The 19,869-nt window shown below is 38.6% G+C and carries 15 protein-coding genes; 9 read left to right on the top strand and 6 right to left on the bottom strand.

Features of this window, described 5'->3' with window-relative positions; genetic code table 11:
* Positions 1-15: 15 nt before the first annotated feature.
* The 9 genes from G7Y56_RS11325 (at position 16) to ccsA (ending at position 9,190) form a co-directional block, all read left to right on the top strand.
* Positions 16-1,152 carry an adenylyltransferase/cytidyltransferase family protein gene (locus G7Y56_RS11325; RefSeq protein ID WP_165043513.1) on the top strand — a complete coding sequence of 379 codons (1,137 nt, stop codon included), beginning with the start codon at positions 16-18 and terminating at the stop codon, positions 1,150-1,152.
* A 53-nt stretch (positions 1,153-1,205) separates the two neighbouring features.
* Positions 1,206-1,598 (top strand): L-rhamnose mutarotase, encoded by a 393-nt coding sequence (locus tag G7Y56_RS11320; RefSeq protein ID WP_165043511.1) that lies wholly within the window; start codon positions 1,206-1,208, stop codon positions 1,596-1,598.
* A 165-nt stretch (positions 1,599-1,763) separates the two neighbouring features.
* Positions 1,764-2,843, top strand: a complete 1,080-nt coding sequence (locus G7Y56_RS11315) for an aldose epimerase family protein (RefSeq protein ID WP_255498733.1) — start codon at positions 1,764-1,766, stop codon at positions 2,841-2,843.
* Between the two features lie 41 nt (positions 2,844-2,884).
* The gene (gene galK / locus G7Y56_RS11310; protein ID WP_165020219.1) at positions 2,885-4,027 is read left to right on the top strand and encodes a galactokinase; all 1,143 of its coding nucleotides are present in this window, start codon (positions 2,885-2,887) and stop codon (positions 4,025-4,027) included.
* A 113-nt stretch (positions 4,028-4,140) separates the two neighbouring features.
* Entirely contained in the window at positions 4,141-4,818 is a 678-nt protein-coding gene (locus G7Y56_RS11305; protein WP_165043507.1) for a Crp/Fnr family transcriptional regulator, read from the top strand.
* Between the two features lie 168 nt (positions 4,819-4,986).
* Positions 4,987-5,574: a cytochrome c nitrite reductase small subunit gene (nrfH, locus tag G7Y56_RS11300; RefSeq protein ID WP_165020217.1), complete on the top strand. Its 588-nt coding sequence runs from the start codon at positions 4,987-4,989 to the stop codon at positions 5,572-5,574.
* Between the two features lie 13 nt (positions 5,575-5,587).
* Positions 5,588-7,087 carry an ammonia-forming cytochrome c nitrite reductase gene (gene nrfA / locus G7Y56_RS11295; RefSeq protein WP_165043505.1) on the top strand — a complete coding sequence of 500 codons (1,500 nt, stop codon included), beginning with the start codon at positions 5,588-5,590 and terminating at the stop codon, positions 7,085-7,087.
* A gap of 71 nt (positions 7,088-7,158) precedes the next feature.
* Positions 7,159-8,421 carry a cytochrome c biogenesis protein ResB gene (locus G7Y56_RS11290; RefSeq protein WP_255498732.1) on the top strand — a complete coding sequence of 421 codons (1,263 nt, stop codon included), beginning with the start codon at positions 7,159-7,161 and terminating at the stop codon, positions 8,419-8,421.
* Complete coding sequence (gene ccsA, locus G7Y56_RS11285) at positions 8,408-9,190, top strand: cytochrome c biogenesis protein CcsA (RefSeq protein ID WP_165020215.1); 783 nt, start codon at positions 8,408-8,410, stop codon at positions 9,188-9,190. Before G7Y56_RS11290 ends, ccsA begins: the two co-directional genes overlap by 14 nt.
* Positions 9,191-9,192: 2 nt before the next feature.
* On the opposite strand, the gene G7Y56_RS11280 is transcribed toward ccsA, so the two are convergent.
* The 6 genes from G7Y56_RS11280 to G7Y56_RS11255 all read right to left on the bottom strand — a co-directional run bounded on the left by G7Y56_RS11280 (position 9,193) and on the right by G7Y56_RS11255 (position 19,475).
* A complete protein-coding gene (locus tag G7Y56_RS11280) occupies positions 9,193-9,555 on the bottom strand; it encodes a DUF488 domain-containing protein (protein ID WP_165043609.1) in 363 nt (120 codons plus the stop codon).
* A 103-nt stretch (positions 9,556-9,658) separates the two neighbouring features.
* Complete coding sequence (hcp, locus tag G7Y56_RS11275; protein WP_221412104.1) at positions 9,659-11,293, bottom strand: hydroxylamine reductase; 1,635 nt, start codon at positions 11,291-11,293, stop codon at positions 9,659-9,661.
* Between the two features lie 169 nt (positions 11,294-11,462).
* The gene (locus G7Y56_RS11270; protein WP_165043503.1) at positions 11,463-12,752 is read right to left on the bottom strand and encodes a histidine-type phosphatase; all 1,290 of its coding nucleotides are present in this window, start codon (positions 12,750-12,752) and stop codon (positions 11,463-11,465) included.
* A gap of 128 nt (positions 12,753-12,880) precedes the next feature.
* Positions 12,881-14,572 (bottom strand): RagB/SusD family nutrient uptake outer membrane protein, encoded by a 1,692-nt coding sequence (locus tag G7Y56_RS11265; protein ID WP_165043501.1) that lies wholly within the window; start codon positions 14,570-14,572, stop codon positions 12,881-12,883.
* A 19-nt stretch (positions 14,573-14,591) separates the two neighbouring features.
* Positions 14,592-17,570, bottom strand: a complete 2,979-nt coding sequence (locus tag G7Y56_RS11260) for a TonB-dependent receptor (RefSeq protein ID WP_165043499.1) — start codon at positions 17,568-17,570, stop codon at positions 14,592-14,594.
* A 282-nt stretch (positions 17,571-17,852) separates the two neighbouring features.
* Complete coding sequence (locus G7Y56_RS11255; RefSeq protein WP_165043497.1) at positions 17,853-19,475, bottom strand: DUF6377 domain-containing protein; 1,623 nt, start codon at positions 19,473-19,475, stop codon at positions 17,853-17,855.
* Positions 19,476-19,869 lie beyond the last annotated feature (394 nt).

Raw genomic sequence — 19,869 nt, 5'->3', positions numbered from 1 at the left:
CCTTAAAACATAGGTATGAAGAAAAAAATATTTGTTAGCGGCTGTTACGATATGCTCCACAGTGGTCACGTCGCTTTCTTCGAAGAAGCGGCAACACATGGAGATTTATACGTAGGAATAGGTTCTGATAAGACAATCAATGAACTCAAATCCCGCAAAACCATCAACAACGAAGATGAGAGACTTTATATGATCAAAGCACTTAGAATGGTTAAGGATGCTTGGATCAATAGAGGTAGCGGTATCATGGACTTTTTAGACGAATTAAAAGCTTTGAAGCCCGATATATTCTTCGTAAATTCAGATGGACATAGCTCTATTAAAGAAAACTTATGTAAAGAACTGGGAATAGAATATATCGTCAGTCAGCGCATTCCACACGAAGGTTTACCTATCCGTTCTACAACAGCTTTGCGCGAAGAATGTAAAATTCCTTACCGATTGGATTTAGCAGGAGGATGGCTCGACCAACCAAATGTCAGTTCTCTATCGAGCGGACCAGTTTTGACGATATGCATAGAGCCCGATTATGATTTCAATGATCGAAGCGGCATGTCTACCAGTTCGAGAAAAAAGGCTATTGAGTTATGGCATGTAGATATACCTGCAGGTGACAAAGAAAAGCTAGCTAAAACTCTTTTCTGCTACGAGAATCCTCCTGGTACTAAATATATTAGCGGATCACAAGATTCGATTGGAATCACAATGCCGGGATTGAATAAATTGTTTTATGATGGTGACTTTTGGCCTTCTAAAATAGAAAGTGTTTTAGACAATAATATTTTGGATTGGATAGAGAAACACCTATGGTTAATACCTCTATACCCTCGCCATGATGATTATGATGTGCTATCGAACACGCATATAACTATCGAGAGTGCGAAGAAGCTCAGCGAAGCTGCCGACAATAGCTGGAAAGCAATAAAGGATCAGGACTTATCCGCTTTTGGGAAGGCTATGACAGAAAGTTTCGAAGCCCAAATAACCATGTACCCAAATATGGTCTCATCCGACATTCTGGAAATATTGGATCAATATAAAAGTCAGGCTCTAGGATGGAAAATGAGCGGTGCAGGAGGTGGTGGTTATCTTATTTTTGTAAGTGAGAAGCCAATCAAAAATGCTATACAAATCAGAATAAGACGAGATTAATTATAAAAGCACATTGATACATAACAATGTGCTTTTTCAAACAACTCATTCCTATGAAGAACAACCTAAAAGAAGGTTATAAAAGAAACCTGCCCGTTGCAACAAAACGCTACTGTCAAATGCTGCGTATTGTACCCGAAACAATAGAAGAATACAAATATTGGCACAACAGCAAAAACATATGGAAAGAAATCCCATTAGGTATCCGAAAAGCAGGAATCCTCGATATGGAAATCTACCTGATTGACAATATATCCTTTATGATTGTTGAGACTCCGTTAGACTTCGATTGGGATGAAGCTTTCGGACGTTTAGCCACTTATGAACGACAAGCCGAATGGGAAGCTTTTATTGGTAAATTCCAAAAAGCGACAGAGGGACAGCGCTCTGAAGAAAAATGGGTACTAATTGAACGAGTTTTCTCGCTCGCTGATGCCCTAAAATAAAACGATTCAAAAACTATCAAAGAGATTATCGAAATTCTCGTACCACAACACACTTCTATAACTACAAGGAATAACAATTAGACATTCATAGCTTTTTTTTTACTTTTTTACCATCTTTCAATTCGATTAAATTGTATTTTTATGCAAACTTTAAAATCTAAATCTATGAGTCTGCAAGAAAAAATACATTTATTCGATGTTAAAGACTTTGACGCAACTGTCGACAATAAGCCTGTCTCGATTTACACACTAGATTCCGGAAATGGTCTTATCATGCAAGTAACAAACTTTGGTGGTAGAGTTGTTTCGCTGTGGGCTCCCGATAAAAATGGAGAATACGAAGATGTGGTTCTTGGCTATGAAAGTATCGACCGATATCTAAACAATACGGGTGAGCGTTTTCTCGGAACAGTAGTCGGGCGTTATGCCAACCGCATCGCTAACGGAAAATTCGATATAGACGGAGTTACATATACACTCCCTCAGAATAATGGACCCAATTGTTTACATGGAGGACTCAAAGGAGTAGACAGTGTGGTATGGGATGTAGATAATGTGAGTAAAAACGAAATAGAGTTATCTTACATATCACCTGATGGTGATGAAGGATTCCCGGGTACGCTTAACATAAAGATGATTTACACACTTACCCCCGATAACGAATTTAAAATTACATATGAGGCTACGACCGATAAACCGACTCATGTAAATTTCTCGCACCATTCATATTTTAATCTGAAAGGAGAAGGTAATGGAACGGCGATGGATAGCATTCTTACCATTAATGCCGACAGAACAATACCAATCGACGAGGTATGTATTCCTATCGGTGAAATGCCTTCGGTAGAAGGAACACCTTTCGATTTCAGAACTCCCACCGTTATTGGTGAAAGAATAGACAACGATGATCTTCAACTTAAAAATGGGGCTGGATATGATCATAGCTGGGTGATAAATAAGAAAACAGAAAAAGATACCGAGTGGGCAGCCACAGTTTACGAACCTAACAGCAGACGCGTGATGGAAGTATGGACAGATCAACCCGGCATACAATTCTATTCAAGCAATTGGTTCGACGGAAAGACTAAAGGTAAATACGGAAAAACACATAACATAAGAGAATCGATAGCTCTCGAAGTACAAAAATTTCCTGACACACCAAATCAGCCGAACTTCCCATCCAGCAGACTTAACCCGGGAGAAGTATATACCCAGACATGTATTTATAAATTTAAAGTAAAATAAGATATTACATTACTTATATAAAAATAAAAAACCTGAAAATCATGGAATTAAACGCACTTAAAGAAAAATTCAAAGAACTTTACAAAACAGAAGGAGAAATATATACATCTCCGGGACGCATCAATCTGATTGGTGAACACACCGACTACAACGGAGGATTTGTACTGCCGGGGGCGATTGATAAAGCAATGTATTGCATTATCAAACCAAATGGAACTCCTGATAGAATTAGAGCCTATGCGATGGATTTATCCGAAATGGACGAATTCGGTCTGGATGATATTCCAATCAAACAATGGGGTAAATATATCTTCGGTGTTTGCCACGAAATGATGAAAAGAGGTGCAAAAATAGGCGGATTCGACACTGTATTTGCAGGAGATGTGCCATTAGGTGCGGGAATGTCGTCGTCTGCGGCTTTGGAAAGTTGCTTTGGTTTCGCTTTGAATGACATCTACAATCTTGGCTTCGACCGCTTCGAGTTAGCAAAAATAGGACAGGCAACAGAACACAATTATGTAGGTGTAAAATGTGGAATCATGGATCAGTTTGCTTCATGCTTTGGCAAAGAGGGTTCTCTTATTCGCTTGGACTGCCGCTCGTTGGAATATGAGTATGTACCATTCAATCCTAAAGGCTACCGTTTGGTATTACTGAATACATGCGTAGCTCACGAACTGGCTTCTTCTGCTTACAACAAACGCCGTGAATCGTGCGAGAATGCGGCTTCTTATATCCGTAAATATCACCCTGAAGTAGAATTTCTACGTGATGCAACTTTGGATATGTTGAAAGAGGTAGCCAACGAGGTGAGTGCAGAGGATTATATCAGAGCTGAATTCGTAATAGAAGAAATACAACGCTTATTGGATGCTTGCGAAGCATTGAAGAAAGGCGATTATGAAACAGTGGGTAAGAAAATGTATGAAACACATATAGGGCTTAGCCGTAAATACGAAGTAAGTTGTGAAGAACTTGATTTCTTAAACGATATTGCACGTCAATGTGGTGTTACAGGATCTCGTGTTATGGGTGGTGGCTTTGGCGGCTGTACTATCAATCTGGTGAAAGACGAATTACACGACGCATTTATTGCCCGTGCAACAGAAAGCTACGAACAAAAATTCAGAATCAAACCTAAAGTTTATGATGTAGTGATTAAGGATGGTGCAAGAAAATTATAATAATTAAATACTTACTTATATCGAAAAGGTTGTGATAGTCTCACAACCTTTTTTCATTGAAATAGATTGCAGGAACAATAAATATCTTTACTTTTATAAAAAAGAATAATAAAATGGACACGAAAAATATATCTAAATGCAGGCTTTTCAATTCGATGCAGGAAACAGAAATCGAAGAGGTATTACTCAAAGCCAATGCTAAAGAAATGATTTTCAGCAAAGGCAATATCCTTGCATTGCAAGATGAGCCATGCAACCGATTAATTATTCTATCAAAGGGTAGTGTGAAAGCTGAAATGACAGATCCATCCGGTAAGGTCGTTAAAGTCGAAGATATTCATGCCCCTAATCCCCTAGCTATTCTTTTTGTTTTTGGTGACAAAAACAGATTTCCTGTTCAGGTTACTGCTCGCGAAGATGTGACTGCTTTTGTTATATCAAAGCAATCCATATTGAAGGCATTAAGCCTTAATGAACAATTCCTGAAAAACTATTTAGACATTTCTGCTAACTACGCTACCCTTATAACAGAGAAGCTTCATCTCATGTCGTTTCGAACAATCAGACAAAAGTTGGCAATGCACATTTTATCTTTACATAAAAATAATAATAGCGATACCATTATTATGGACAAAAGCCAAAGTTCCCTTGCTGAATATTTTGGCGTATCGCGTCCATCACTTGCCCGTGAGCTTCATAATATGCAAGAAGACGGATTAATTGTAGTTGATAAGAAAAGTATACAGATTAAAAATAAGAATGCCCTCATTCAATTGATTCATTTTTCCTGAATTACCCAAAAGTGTAACATATGTTACACTTTTACACGTTTAATTTTAGTTAATTTGTGTTTAGATATAAAAAGTATTCTATATTTGTAGAATACGCTTTTCAGTTAACCTTTGAGAGTAAAGCGCATTTACTGAGTTAACCAACTAAATATCAATAGGAATACATCGATGATAAATATTTTCAAGCATATCCCTAATCAGTTTATACTACCTTTTCTTATTGCAGGTGGTGTAATTGCCGGACTTGGAGTATATAGCGTATATATGTCGAGAGCCTACTCATATCTGTCCGACGATCCGGCAGCCTGTATCAACTGCCATATAATGACTCCTTATTATCAATCGTGGAATCACAGTTCGCATGCACAATGGGCAACCTGCAACGATTGTCACGTACCGCATGACAATGTGATATCGAAATATGCCTTCAAAGCGAAAGACGGTTTATATCACGCCGCTGTTTTCACGATGAAAGGCGAACCTCAGGTAATAAGACCACGTGACGAAAGCTACGAAGTAATTATGAATAACTGTATTCGCTGTCATACTCAACTCAATACAGAATTTGTAAAAACAGGGATGATAGATTACGTACAAGTTCAGGAAGGCAAGGGAAAAGCATGTTGGGATTGTCACACACAAGTACCACATACAAAAGTGAGTAGCCTGTCGTCATCGCCAAATGCCATTGTCCCACTTCCTGCTTCGCCTGTACCAGAGTGGCTAAAAAATAAAATGAAAAAAAATAACAATTAAAATACATACCGGTATGCTAAAAAAATTGACTGAAACAATAAAAAGAAAACCAATGATCGGTTGGGGTATATTTGCCGTCGTTATGGCAGGTGTTTTTTTATTGGGCTTGTTAGCTGCATCTATAACCGAACGCAGGGCAGAGATAGCAACTCTGTTCAACAACAAGAAGATTGATATATCGGGTATCAATCCTCACAGCGAACAATGGGGAATCAATTATCCACGGGAATACAATACATGGAAAAAGACACAGGAAATGGATTTCCGAAGCAAGCATTTAGGTAATGCTCCACAAGACGTATTGGAAAGCCGTCCGCAAATGGTAGTACTATGGGCGGGATATGCTTTCTCGCAAGAATATACAGCACCCAGAGGGCACATGCATGCTATTGAAGATATGACCAATACATTGCGTACAGGATCTCCCGAAAATGGAGAAGGCGAAATGCAACCGGGAACTTGCTGGACATGTAAAAGTCCCGATGTACCACGCATGATGCACGAGGTAGGTATTGAGAATTTCTACAAAGCAAAGTGGAGCGAATGGGGTAGCGAAATAGTGAACCCGATAGGTTGTGCCGATTGCCACGATCCCGTAACAATGAATCTAACAATCACACGCCCTGCTCTTGTCGAAGCATTCGAACGTCAGGGAAAAGATATAACACAAGCATCTCCACAAGAAATGAGAGCGTTAGTTTGTGCGCAATGCCATGTAGAATATTCGTTTCAGGGCGAAGGTAAATATCTTACTTTTCCTTGGGATGGAGGTATGACCGTAGAAGCAATGGAAGAATATTATGATAATATCGGATTCTCGGACTGGACGCATGCACTGAGTAAAGCGCCAATGCTAAAAGCACAGCATCCCGATTATGAGTTATTCTTATTAGGACCTCATGCACAACGCAGACTTTCATGTGCCGACTGCCATATGCCATATATGGCCGAAGGTGGTATAAAATATTCGAATCATCAGATTATGAGTCCACTCAAAAATATAGCAAACACATGCCAAACATGTCATCATGATAGCGAAGATAAATTGAGAAACTATGTATACGAATACCAAGACAAGGCTCTCGAAATACGCGATCGCATAGAACAAGAATTATCGAAGGCACACATCATGGCTAAAACGGCATGGGATAATGGTGCTAACCAAAAAGAAATGGATGCATCGCTCAAACTGATTCGTCAGGCACAATGGCGTTGGGATTTTGCCGTTGCATCGCACGGAGCTTCGTTCCATGCTCCTGTTGAAACTCAGCGTATTCTTGCACATAGTCTGGACAAAAGCTTACAAGCACAACTTGAACTACAACGTGTATTGTTCGCTCATGGTATTATGGATGTGAAAATGCCCGACATATCGAGCAAAGACAAAGCTCAACAATTTATCGGTCTTGACATGAAAGAAAAGAAGGAAAAGAAAGAAAAATGGCTGAAAACCGTTGCTCCTCAATGGCTGGAAAAAGCGAAGAAAGAAGGACGTTTAACAGCAAATCTATAAATCATAGAAATATAACACGAAGAAGTGTCTGATGCTTAAATTCTTCAGACACTTTTTTATTACATAAATAGATGGAAGATAACAAACGAAAGATGTGGCAATTCCCGTGGCGATACAAAGAGAGCATCGCCCTTGTCGGAGGAATAATTGTCATTGGTTTCATATTACAATTAACAGTAGGGAAATTTAATTTTTTCCTGCTTAGCTCACCTGTCAACTTAATAGTGGGAGCTGCTATCATTTTATTCTTAATTGCCTTTTCGTTCAAACGAAAAAATGTATTCTATCAATGGTTTTCGGGAGTCCCTTTTTCTGTAACACTGATTACAGCGATGCTTTTGCTGGCATTGATCCTGGGGCTTACTCCTCAATTAATAAAAACGAATCCGCACGATAATGATATATTCACACAACTCGGTTTTCGGCAAGTAACCTCGTCATGGTCTTTTGTTCTAGTCTATTTCCTAACGTTGCTTTCTTTAGGATCATTGATTGCACGACGACTAGTTGCTTTTAAGAAAAAAGATTATGCTTTTTACATGAACCACATCGGATTGTGGATTCTTCTCTTTGCTGCCGGACTCGGTTCTGCCGATATGAAACGCTACGTAATGCACGTGTACGAAGGAGAAGTAGAATGGCGTGTATTCAGCGACAATGAGGATGTGCTGGAACTGCCGATAGCTATCCAGCTCAACGATTTCTATATGGAAGAATATCCACCGAAACTAGCTGTTATAAACAGAGAGTCGGGAACACCTCAGCCGGAAGCTAAACCTGAGTATGTCCAGATTGACGAAAAGAGACCGCATGGCAATATAGACCAATGGGACATAACTCTCGAGAAATATATACATGATGCCGTACGCAATAGCGATAGCACATATCAGGAAGTTCACATGCCGGGAGCATCTCCCGCTGCACTGGTAAAAGCGACCAATAAAACAACAGGTGAAGTGTCCACAGGATGGGTGTGTTGTGGCAATACAGCTCAATTATATATGACCCTCAATCTCGATTCGACTTTCTGTGTGGTGATGACTCAACCAGAACCGAAACGATTTGTATCGGATATCGATGTATTCACCGAAGACGGAAAAGAAGAAAAAGCGATACTCGAAGTAAACAAGCCGCTAAAAATTGACAATTGGGTTATTTATCAATATGGGTATGATAATCAAGCAGGAAAAATGTCGAATTACAGTAGTATGGAATTAGTATACGACCCATGGATATACCCTGTTTACTTAGGCATTATATTATTAGCAATAGGCTCGATATGCCTGTTGTGGTCGGGTAACAAAAAAACAAAGAAAGAAAATGACTTGGAGTGAATACCTATGGTTTGCTATACCTGCTATGATTTGCTGGTTAGCTGCCGCCGCATTAATATATAAAGTAAAGAAACAGATCATTATCGATATCTTGATGATTGCGGGCATAGCTATATTCGCTGCCTTCATTGTCGGGCTATGGATCGGACAAGAACGTCCGCCACTTCGTACAATGGGAGAGACTCGCTTGTGGTATTCGTTTTTCTTGTCTACAATTGGTTTTTTGACATACAAACACTGGAAATATAAATGGCTCTTGTCCTTTAGTGGTGTAATAGCCTGTGTATTCGTTTGTGTCAACATTTTTAAACCGGAAATCCATTCTACAAACCTGATGCCTGCACTGCAAAGCTACTGGTTTGTGCCCCATGTTACTGTATATATTTTATCATACGCAATGTTGGGAGCAGCAACGATAGCAGCGTTTATCCAACTGACAAAAATAAAGAAAGGTAGTCCCGACGAGGAGTTGTATAAATTTATGGATAACATTGTTTATGTCGGCTTCGGATTTCTTATTCTGGGCATGCTAATGGGTGCAGTTTGGGCAAAAGAAGCATGGGGGCATTACTGGTCGTGGGATCCGAAAGAAACGTGGGCATTTATCACTTCTGCCGCCTACCTCATCTATATACATATGCGCCTGCAAAACAATCATCAGAAGTTTACCGTATGGATGCTGCCGATTGCATTTGTTCTACTTATGATTACGTGGATTGGTGTCAATTACCTACCTGCTGCACAGGGAAGTATACATGTATATTCTTAAAATTATTCAGACAATCGTTTTTCCAGATACCCTTTTAGTATAATTGCGTGATTATGCTTTGTCTCTCTCGAAGCATATAGCAATGTTACCTTATCGTATTGCTTTATCTGTTCTGTAAATTTGTGGACTGCCGAAGATTGACTTAATTCTTTTCGATAAGCCATGGCAAAATCGTCCCATCTACCTTCCATATCTTCATGAACCCAGATGCGAAGTTTCGATGATGGAGTAATATCTTTTGCCCAAAGATCGTAATGTAAGCGAGCCTTGCTTATACCTCGTGGCCAGAGCCGGTCGACGAGAACTCTGTAACCATCATTTTCATCAAAATCATCGTAGACTCTTTTCAGTTGTATTTTCATTATCTAATGGTTTTTAAGTATAACAAAATACTATCATATTTAGTTTAAAACAAATAGTCTCAACCCCTTACAGGATTGAGACTATTTGAAAAATGAAACAATATTCTTAGTTTGCTAAAAACATTTCGATATCTTCTTCTACTGTAGATATTCCGCCAATTCCAAAGTTATCAACCAGAACCTTAGCTACATTAGGTGATAAAAATCCGGGTAGAGTCGGTCCTAAATGAATATTTTTCACTCCCAAATGTAACAATGCCAATAAAACAATCACAGCCTTTTGTTCATACCATGCAATATTGAAAGCAATAGGCAAATCATTGATATCATCGAGTCCGAATACCTCTTTCAGCTTAAGAGCAATTACAGCAAGCGAATAACTATCATTACACTGACCGGCATCCAATACACGTGGAATACCACCTATATCTCCCAATGGCAGTTTATTGTAACGATACTTCGCACAACCGGCAGTAAGAATAATAGTATCGTCAGGCAATGCTTTTGCAAAATCGGCATAGTAATCACGACTCTTCATGCGCCCATCGCAACCCGCCATTACGAAAAATTTACGGATAGCACCCGATTTCACAGCATCTACCACTTTGTCTGCTAAGGCAAGTACTTGTGCGTGAGCAAATCCTCCTACAATCGTTCCTGTCTCAATCTCACGTGGGGTTTGGCTTTCTTTTGCCATAGCAATAATTTCAGAAAAATCTTTTGGTTTACCATCCTGACGCTCCGCGATATGTATTGCACCATCAAGTCCGGCTGCTCCTGTAGTAAAAATACGTCCTTTATAGCTTGCATTCTTGGATGGAGGAACGATACAGTTTGTAGTAAACAATATCGGCCCGTTGAATGCATCAAAATCTTCTTTTTGTTGCCACCATGCACCACCATAGTTACCTACAAGGTGTTTATATTTTTTCAATTCCGGATAATAATGTGCCGGAAGCATTTCACTGTGTGTATAGACATCTACGCCTGTTCCTTCAGTTTGTTGTAAGAGTTCTTCGATATCTCTTAAGTCGTGTCCGCTGATAAGTATTCCCGGTTTGCTGCCTACTCCGATGTTCACTTCCGTGATCTCCGGATTACCGAATCTTCCAGTATTGGCAGCATCTAGTAATGCCATAGCCTGAACACCATATTTGCCTGTTTCGAGAGCCAGCGCAACCAACTCATCTACGGTTATATCTTCTCTGGTGATCTGAACCAAAGCCCTTTGCATGAAAGAGTATAACTCATTGTCTACTTTATCGAGATTATAAGCATGTTCTGCATAAGCAGCCATTCCTTTCAAGCCATAGTGAGTCAATTCCTTCAATGAACGTATATCCTCATCTTTAGTACGTAACACCCCTACTTCTTTGGCTTTTTCCATGAATTCGGATTCGCTGCCACTCCAAGTACACTCATCGGGCAAATTAGAATCAACATTACCCAATACTCCTGCCAATCTGCTTTTTAGCAATAAGCCTTCTTTTACTTTATTTTTGATAGCTTCAAAATCAAAATTTGCATTCGTAATGCTCATAAACATTGCGTCTACAACGAATTTATCAGCTTCTTTAGATGATTTTCCCTGTTCTCTCAATTTATCGTTATAAACGGCAATACCTCTCGCCACAAATAATAATAAATCTTGAATATCCGACACTTCCGGAGTCTTCCCACAAACGCCCATTAAGGTACAACCTGTCCCTTTTGCTGTTTCCTGACATTGATAACAAAACATACTCATAACAATTCTATTTTTAGGTTTAAGGCAAAGTTAGCCCCTTCGTTCAACCCAAATCTGTACCACTTGTTACACATATAGAAATAAATACAAAGGCATCGTACCCTCCGATGAGAATACGATGCCTTAAGTCTTATTTTGATATCAATACTTCACATTGCAGCTACTATTCAGCCAATAGCGACTTGTAGAAAGCTTCTACATCTTTCCAATGGTAATAAGGTAATACATCACTGTTTACAGGAGGTATAAGTATTTCTTTCTCATTCAATAAGAATTTTACAAGGACATCATCAGATCCTTTCTTTTGGAAAAATACAATTTGGATGTTTCCAGCCATAGGAGCCATTTTGAAATTGCTCCATACTTTATAAAAATCCGACGGTTCGGATATACTGGCATAACAATCCTGCAAATGTAATATTGCCGCTAACGGAATTATGTTGCCATCGTGAGCAAAACGCAGAGTTGCACCTTTGCCTTTTGTCGATATGATTTCGTTAGCACTATCCAGTATATTTTTAAGTACGGGCTTCGAATTTTCCATCATAATTCCGCCATTTAAAGCAGAGGTTGCATCACATACATATAGACGGTAGTTTACGACTTCCCACAGATCGAACAGTTCTTCTTTCTCAAACAAATCATAAAACGACAAGTCTGTTTCCATATTCTGCATATCGCTTGCAATCCAGTACAAAGCCCACATTAAGGGTGCAGGATTTACCTTCTTTTTTATATATGTAGTATCCGAAAACAAAGAGGAAATCAATCGATCGGGACGCGTATGGCTTTCTTCAAATTTACGATATTCCTCATACCAAGGTCCTTTTCTGGACGTGAATGCCATCGCCTCCTCTGTATGGTAATTGAGATAATTCATATACTTATTACTAGCCTCACGGGTAATGCGCAGCGTTGGATTGATCTCTTTCAATCGTTCGCAAAAAGCATCCATACTAAGTACACAGCGAATAACAACGGTCGAGCGAGCCGAAATCTCGACATTATTGTTAAACACTTGCGGATATGCTTTGTACATACGTTCAGCAATATCCCGATGTTGACGCACGCCCAAAGGAGACAAGTCACCGCCATGCCCTTCGGCTTCTATCCATACCTCCGCCAGTCTATTATATGCATCTTCGCCTAACGGAGTTAGTGCCTGATTTTTTTTAGCATCCGCTAAAAGATCGAGTACCCACTTATAATCCTCATCGTTTATCAAATAACGTGAACCATGGCGGCCAAAATGGCTTATATAGAAAGGTTCATAACCTTTTGGAACAGGAGTTTGAGCTATACGATAATTTTCAGGATAGGCGTAATAGACACCTCCTGTTTTTTCGGGAGTATCGAACATTTCTTGCTTTGATGTTTGCCCAAACACAGGGCAAAAGCTCAAGAACAAGAAGAGCACAAGGAAACACAAATTCTTCATATTTAGTCTTTTCATTAATATATTCACTTAACATAGTAATAAAAGCTGCCTTACAATTTGTAATCGAAGGCAGCCTTCTCCACATAAAAAGGACGCATCACGCGCGCTTATTAAATCACACAGTGTGTATTATTTATATCTCTTTATTTGGTATAATTAGGGTTTTGAGTCAAATAAGGATTTACTGTAAATTCATCCTGAGGAATCGGAAACAGATTATACTTATCATCTACATTTTTACCTATATAGTTATTTGCAGCTCCATCGCTACCTTTCCAGTCCCAATTATAATTCTTCGTATATTTATTGAAACGAATAAGGTCTGTGCGGCGTGTCAACTCGGTATGTAATTCACGTGCACGTTCATCGAGGATAAAGTCTAATGTAAGTTCAGCCGTTTTTATTCTTCCTGATGCTGCACTACCATAATTTCCTGACAAGTATGCTCTGTCGCGAACCTCATTTACATAATTCAATGCTTCTTCTTTTGTACCGCTTGCTCCTCGCAATATACTCTCGGCTGCCATCAGATATGCATCTGCCGTGCGGAACATAGGATAGTCGATCGATGAATAAACGGTACCGTTTTCGGCTAACTCTTTACGATCTTTTGTTACATTTCTCCACTTGATACAAGCATAGCCATTAGCAAAATCTTTCTGGAATTCTTTACCTACAACCCATGTTTCTTTGGTGTGCTCAATCGTAAAGAATTGTGCACGTTTGTCTTTCTTTTTATCGCCCCAAGTATCCAACGGATCAAAGGTCTGATCGGATAAGTCAAACATGTCTACCAACTGAGTTTTCACACGGGCATTCCCCCATCCTCTACTACCTATACCTGTTTTATAATAATCATTCATCGGTCCATTCACCAAGGCCTTAATTAAGAAGTTTGTACCGGCGCTGCTTTGTGCATTGGTCGCATCCTGAACCAAAGGCCATATTATCTCGGTACATGTATTATTGTCGGCTAAGAATATGTTACGATAGTCAGATGCCAATGGATAAAATCCTTCTAATACAACCTTCTTCGAATATTGGTAAGCCTTTTCATACTCTTTCTTTCCTACCCAAACCTCTGAATTCAGATATACACGGGCTAATAAAAACCATGCTGCAACTCTATCTACACGACCATACTGGTTAGCACCGGGAGCTTTAAGCTCGAGAGCCACTGTTTCAGCTTCGGATACTACAAAATTATAAATCTCTTCTCTCGATTTTTGATGAGGAATAGTAGATAATACCATTGTCTCATCGATGAAAGGACCAGAACCATAAAGGTCGCAGATCATACTATAACAGTAAGCACGTATAAAACGGGCTTCGGCACGATAAGATTCGAATTCATCTTTCAATTCATCATAAACACCTCTGCTTCTTAATTTATCCTCGGTACATTCGCGCAAGAACTCGTTGCAATAGCTGATCGACATATACAAACGGTAGTATGGATAACTAACCACTTTGGTCGACGAATCCCAATTCATAAACAGCATGGCAAATGTTCCGTGCCCGCTACCTGCATGTAATGCTATCTCATCCGTAGATGCTTCCTGAAGATAGAACAAAGCTCTGGTATAACCGCTATAGCCTTCGTCTATACCGTTTACATCTCCATTTCCTCCGTCACCACCTTGTTGTCCTGTTTGTATCAGCGAGGCATAGCATTTGGCTATTACTCCGCGATAACCGCTGGCTGTACTATAAACCTCTTCTCCTACCAAAACATTCTTATCTAAAGGAATACTATTCAGATCGTCGAGACAAGATGAAAATAGGAATACCGATAATACTGCGGCTGATATATATTTTAAAATATTAGTTTTCATATATTAAGTTCTCCTTCAATTAAAAATTTAAATTCAAGCTAAGTGTATACATTCTAGGGCGTTGATATACGTTCCTGTCGATACCCGAATATACTTCAGGATCGATACCCGAATAATTAGTAATTATACATACATTCTGAACACTGAATGCCATCCGCATAGTAGAGGATGTATTCCATAGTTTATTGAATGAATATCCTAGTGTGATATTATCCAGCTTGAAGAAGTTCCCTTTTTCCAAGAAATAGTCTGTATAAAGGCGTTCTTGTGTAAAACCCGACTCAAGTGTCGATCTCATTATGTTCGAAGAAACTCCATTCGCACTGTAAAGCGAGGCAAACGATTCACTAGCTGCCTGATAATTGTATACATAATTACCAAAGCTTCCATGTCCGTTCATACCGAAATCCCATTGTTTATAGAGTAGTTTAGTAGATAACCCATAGAAATAAGGCACTCTCGAACTTTTACCCGTTACATATTTATTTGCGTCTTCTTCGCTGCTGGTTATCGAACCATCTTTAGCAACATATTTGCCATCCAGCGGTTTTCCATCGTCACCATATGCTTGTTGCAAAAGGAAGAATGTATTTGGTGTTTCACCTACTTTATTTATTTGAAGATATTTACCGGTACCGCCGGCGCTACCTGTCTTCATATAATTATTATCGGTATCGATTGTATTCAGCTTTGTGATTTCAGATGTATTCCATGTGAAGTTACCGCTTACACTCCATTCCCAATCTTTAGTTTTGAAAGGGATCGCAGATATCGCAAACTCAACTCCCTGACTCTCCATATCACCAATATTTGTATCTATGATATTCGTAAAATTACTCCCCGCGGGAACGAATATATTATTCAACAAATCCTTTGTATAACGTTTATAGGCATCGATACTACCATAAATACGATTATTGAGAAAACCATAATCGACTCCGACATTATATGTACTGGTTGTCTCCCATTTGATGAGAGGATCATAGCCATTCGGACGATAAAGAGTAATCCATTCGTTTCCGAACTGATAACGGGAATTGTCGTACGATGTAGAATAAGTACCTAAATGTTGATAATATGTACCAATATCCTGTTGACCGGTCTGACCATAACTTAATCTTAATTTCAGATCCGACAGAGCTTTAATATCTTTCATAAATCCTTCCTCACTCATTCTATATGCTAATGCCACAGAAGGAAAATATCCCCAACGTTTCTCTTTTGCAAATCGGGATGAGGCATCTGAACGTAAAGTTGCTGTGAGTAATAATTTTTGAGCATAAGAATAATTTAAACGGCCAAAGAATGAAAGTAAAAACAACTCAGCCTCATCACCCGTAGGTAGTTTAATTTCATTTCCTTCTGTATCGTGCGTACGACCGGTATTCTTGTACCAAAAACGTTGCCAGCCATAACCGGCCATTGCATCGAAATGATGTTTGGCACCAAAATCCTTATTATAATTCGCATAAAAATCAAGAAGATAATTCCTGTTTTCAGCAGTAGTAAAGTAATCTAATCCGGTTCCGTCCTGCAAGTTTGATGTCCACATAGAAGGAGCATTTTGAGGAACTATTTCGGTATAATCATTACTTTTTATATCAAATCCGGCATTTACATTCAATACTAAATCTTCGAATCCATGTATTTTGTAGTTTGCGGCTATATTTCCTATATGACGTTTTATTTTATTCTGCCTGTCGCTCAGCTTCAGGTCGGCAACAGGATTGCTTGGCGCAAGGGAAATAGGCGTAGATGTTCCGCTGGTCATCCATGTAAAATAACCCAGCCCAATATCATTCGGATTTTTTTGATATACAGGACGCGTCGGGTCAAAACCTGCAGCTGCACCTATAACACCGGTCGAAATCGATTTATTATTTTCAAGACTGCTTTTTAGATTTATATCAAAGGCTAAATGTTTTTCGAAAAATTGAGGAGATATGCCTAGTCCCAAGTTGTAACGCTCATAATTGTTTTCACGAATAATACCATTCTGGTTGGCATATCCTACTGATACACGGTAAGGCACATTTAAAGTTGCTCCCGTTACCGACAGATTGTGATCTGTACCCAATGCATTACGATATATTTCTTTTTGCCAATCGGTAGAAGCATCCCCTAACTTGAAAGAATCGGGCGCTCCCGAGAATTTATTGAACGTATCGCGAAACTCATCGGTCGACAACACATCCAAATATTCCATAACCTCGCTTACCGAGAAATTAGCACTGTAATTTACTTTTGGTTTTCCTCCGTTCGCATTGCCTTTCTTTGTAGTGATAATAATTACACCATTCGATGCCCGCGACCCGTAGATTGCTGTTGCAGATGCATCTTTAAGCACAGTGAATGTAGCAATATCGTTGGGATTGATTGCACTGATAGATGTATTGTGGACAGGTATTCCATCAATCACTATAAGCGGATCATTATCAGCAGACAAAGAGGCTCCCATACGGATACGGATAGTACCTTCGTCACCAGGGGCTCCTGTGCCGGGAATCACGTTTACACCTGCCATCTTACCGATCAAGGCATCTTCGGCGGTCAGTTGATTTCCTTTGTTTAGTTGGTCAGGAGTTATTGTGGTTAATGATCCTGTTGTATCCCCTTTTTTAACCTGCCCGTAACCGATGACAACAACTTCGTTTAATAGTTCGACATCTTCATCCAAAAGGATAGAGAGATGCGTCTTATTATCAACAGTAACTTCGGTCGATTTGTATCCTATAAACGAAACGACTAAAGTCGCATTAGCCGGAGCATTAAGCTCGAATCGTCCTTCGTCGTCAGTGATAGTTCCTGTAGTCGTATTTTTTATTTTTACAGTAGCTCCGATAACAGTTTCATTTGTTGATGTATCTATTACCTGACCGGTTATTTTGAGTGTACCGGAATTCTGAGCAGATAAATCGAATAGTGCAAACACTCCCACTAATAGTAGTAAGAGTATTTTTTTCTTGCTCTTTGGGGAAATAAAAGATTTTAATTCCATAGATTATTAAATTTAAAGTTAGATAATTCTCATTTTATATGGGAATGTTTAAGGTGTTAACGTTAAGGTTGGAAGCATTTCACATTCTCCACGGTATTATGAGTTGACATATACAAATCTATAAGTCATTACTTAAATTTGTATAGTCCGGTAGAATGTACAAGTAGATTTAAAAGAGACACGAAAACAGCATAATAATCATATTATTAGATTATTATGCTAAATCATAAAAAGTAAAAAAAGTAGATTAAGTTAATCTGATTAGGAGAATTCTACTAGGGCTTATTTTCCTATTTGCTGTATTGCAATTGCAAATTCTTCTTTAGAAATGTTTAGTTTATTTCTAACTTTTAGTTTATAGTTATAGACTGTCTGTGGCGAATAATGAAGAAAGCTTGCAATTTTACTGCTATCGCTGATACCTAGTCTTACGAGTGCAAAAACACGAAGTTCGGGAGTAAGGATATCTCCGGCTTTTGGTAAGATTTGCTCCCCGTCTACCAGAAGTGAATTAAATTGATCTACAAAGTTGGGGTATATATTTAAAAATATTGCATCGAAATTGCGGAAGAATTCCTTCAGTTCGTCCGAAACCAACGATGTAGAACTAGTCATTTTGGATGCCTCGTCTACCTGCCCCGATTTTATTTTTCTATTTATACTGATTCTGTAAGCTTCCATCTTGTCGATATAGGTCGAACACAGATTGAATATAGACCCAATATATTCTTCTTTAACCAGATTCGACTCCGAGAGTTTTTTATTTAATTCGTTCAATTCCTCATTCAGGGCTTTCACATCGTTATACATCTTATCGATAGACTTTCTTGCTGTGGACAGTTTCTTCAATTGCTTATAGATATATATGATGCTGACTGCTAATACGACAGAAAGGATCGATATAAGAACCAAGTATTTGATCAGACTATCTTTCTCGTGCTGCACTTTCTTATCGTATGCCACAGCTATGATAGGCAAGGTCTCCGACATCTCTAGTGTCCGGAACCGGGCTTTGCAAAAGGTAGCGTCTTCTATCGAGCATTTAATGTATGTATATGCTCTGTCGACCGAGCCTTCCTGATACAGCAATATAGCCAGTTTGTGCAGTGCTATATATTCTTTCACGCCTCTTCTGAGGTCTGAAATTGCCGAGATTATTAAATATTGTTTTTCCTTTTCTTTATCCCCCTTTTTATTATATATCTCGGAAAGGCCATAAGCTATTATTCCCACTGATGCTTCGTTGTCAGCATACTCTTTATAACACCTCAACATTACATCCAGAGCCTCATCATATCGACCCTGCTCGATAAGTATTCCATTTCTGATAAGGTGATAAGATAATGATCCGGGGTCTTTTATGAGAAGAGATGAATCCTTATATTGATATATCAATTGCCTATATGCATCTTTCTCTTTTTTCGAAAAAGAATTTTGATACATTACTGTATATATCGAGTGGTAGATATGCAGATAGTATGACTCTTGCTTACTGTCTAGTTGATTTCTATCTATCGCATTCATAATATCGAGAGCTTCTTTATACATACCCATTATACCCATTATTTCAGCAATATTCATTTGCGACGAATATATGTATTTCTGGCTATTTAACTTCTGTGAGATTACGAGTCTTTCGTTTGCAACCCATAATGCCGAGTCCATATTATAGTTGCGGCATTCGCTAAACAGGTTTTGATAAATGATATAACGCTGCTCTAAATCTGTAATTTTAGTCAACTGTGTTTTTAAACTATCGATCCGTAGTTCTTTTATTTTGCTGTATTCAGGACGTTCCTTTATTGTAATGTCCAGCACATTCAATAAAGAATCCAACTGAGCATTTGTGCCAAAAGAAGATAATGTTGAAAAAAGTAAGAGTAAGGTCAGTAATTTCTTTTTCATTTGGTATTAAAGCGTTTCTTTCGGCAAGATAAAAAATAAGTAAATACAATCAAATATTTACAGAGAAGATAATGAGAAGGTATTGTGTTAACGTAAGTTCGATATAAGAATAGGAGTAATAACTAGTAAAATCTTTAGCAGAACCTTGTCATCCCGATACGCAGTGAGGGATCTATTATTCTGAAATGAGGAGTAGTACAGATCCCTCACTGCGTATCGGGATGACTCTTATATTTGTTTTATAATTTACTATTCAAAAAGCAAGGTTAATTTTATTCTTTTGTTGTAAAAAAGTAGAGATTAACCGATTATCAAAAGTAAACTATGGGATGACATAAAGTTGAAACTTTATTTCTTGAATTAGACTTTTGATAATCAAGCTGAAGATACCATA

The organism is Dysgonomonas sp. ZJ709, from assembly GCF_011039195.1.
Lineage (GTDB): Bacteria > Bacteroidota > Bacteroidia > Bacteroidales > Dysgonomonadaceae > Dysgonomonas.
This window is presented reverse-complemented; position numbering and strand designations above follow the sequence as displayed.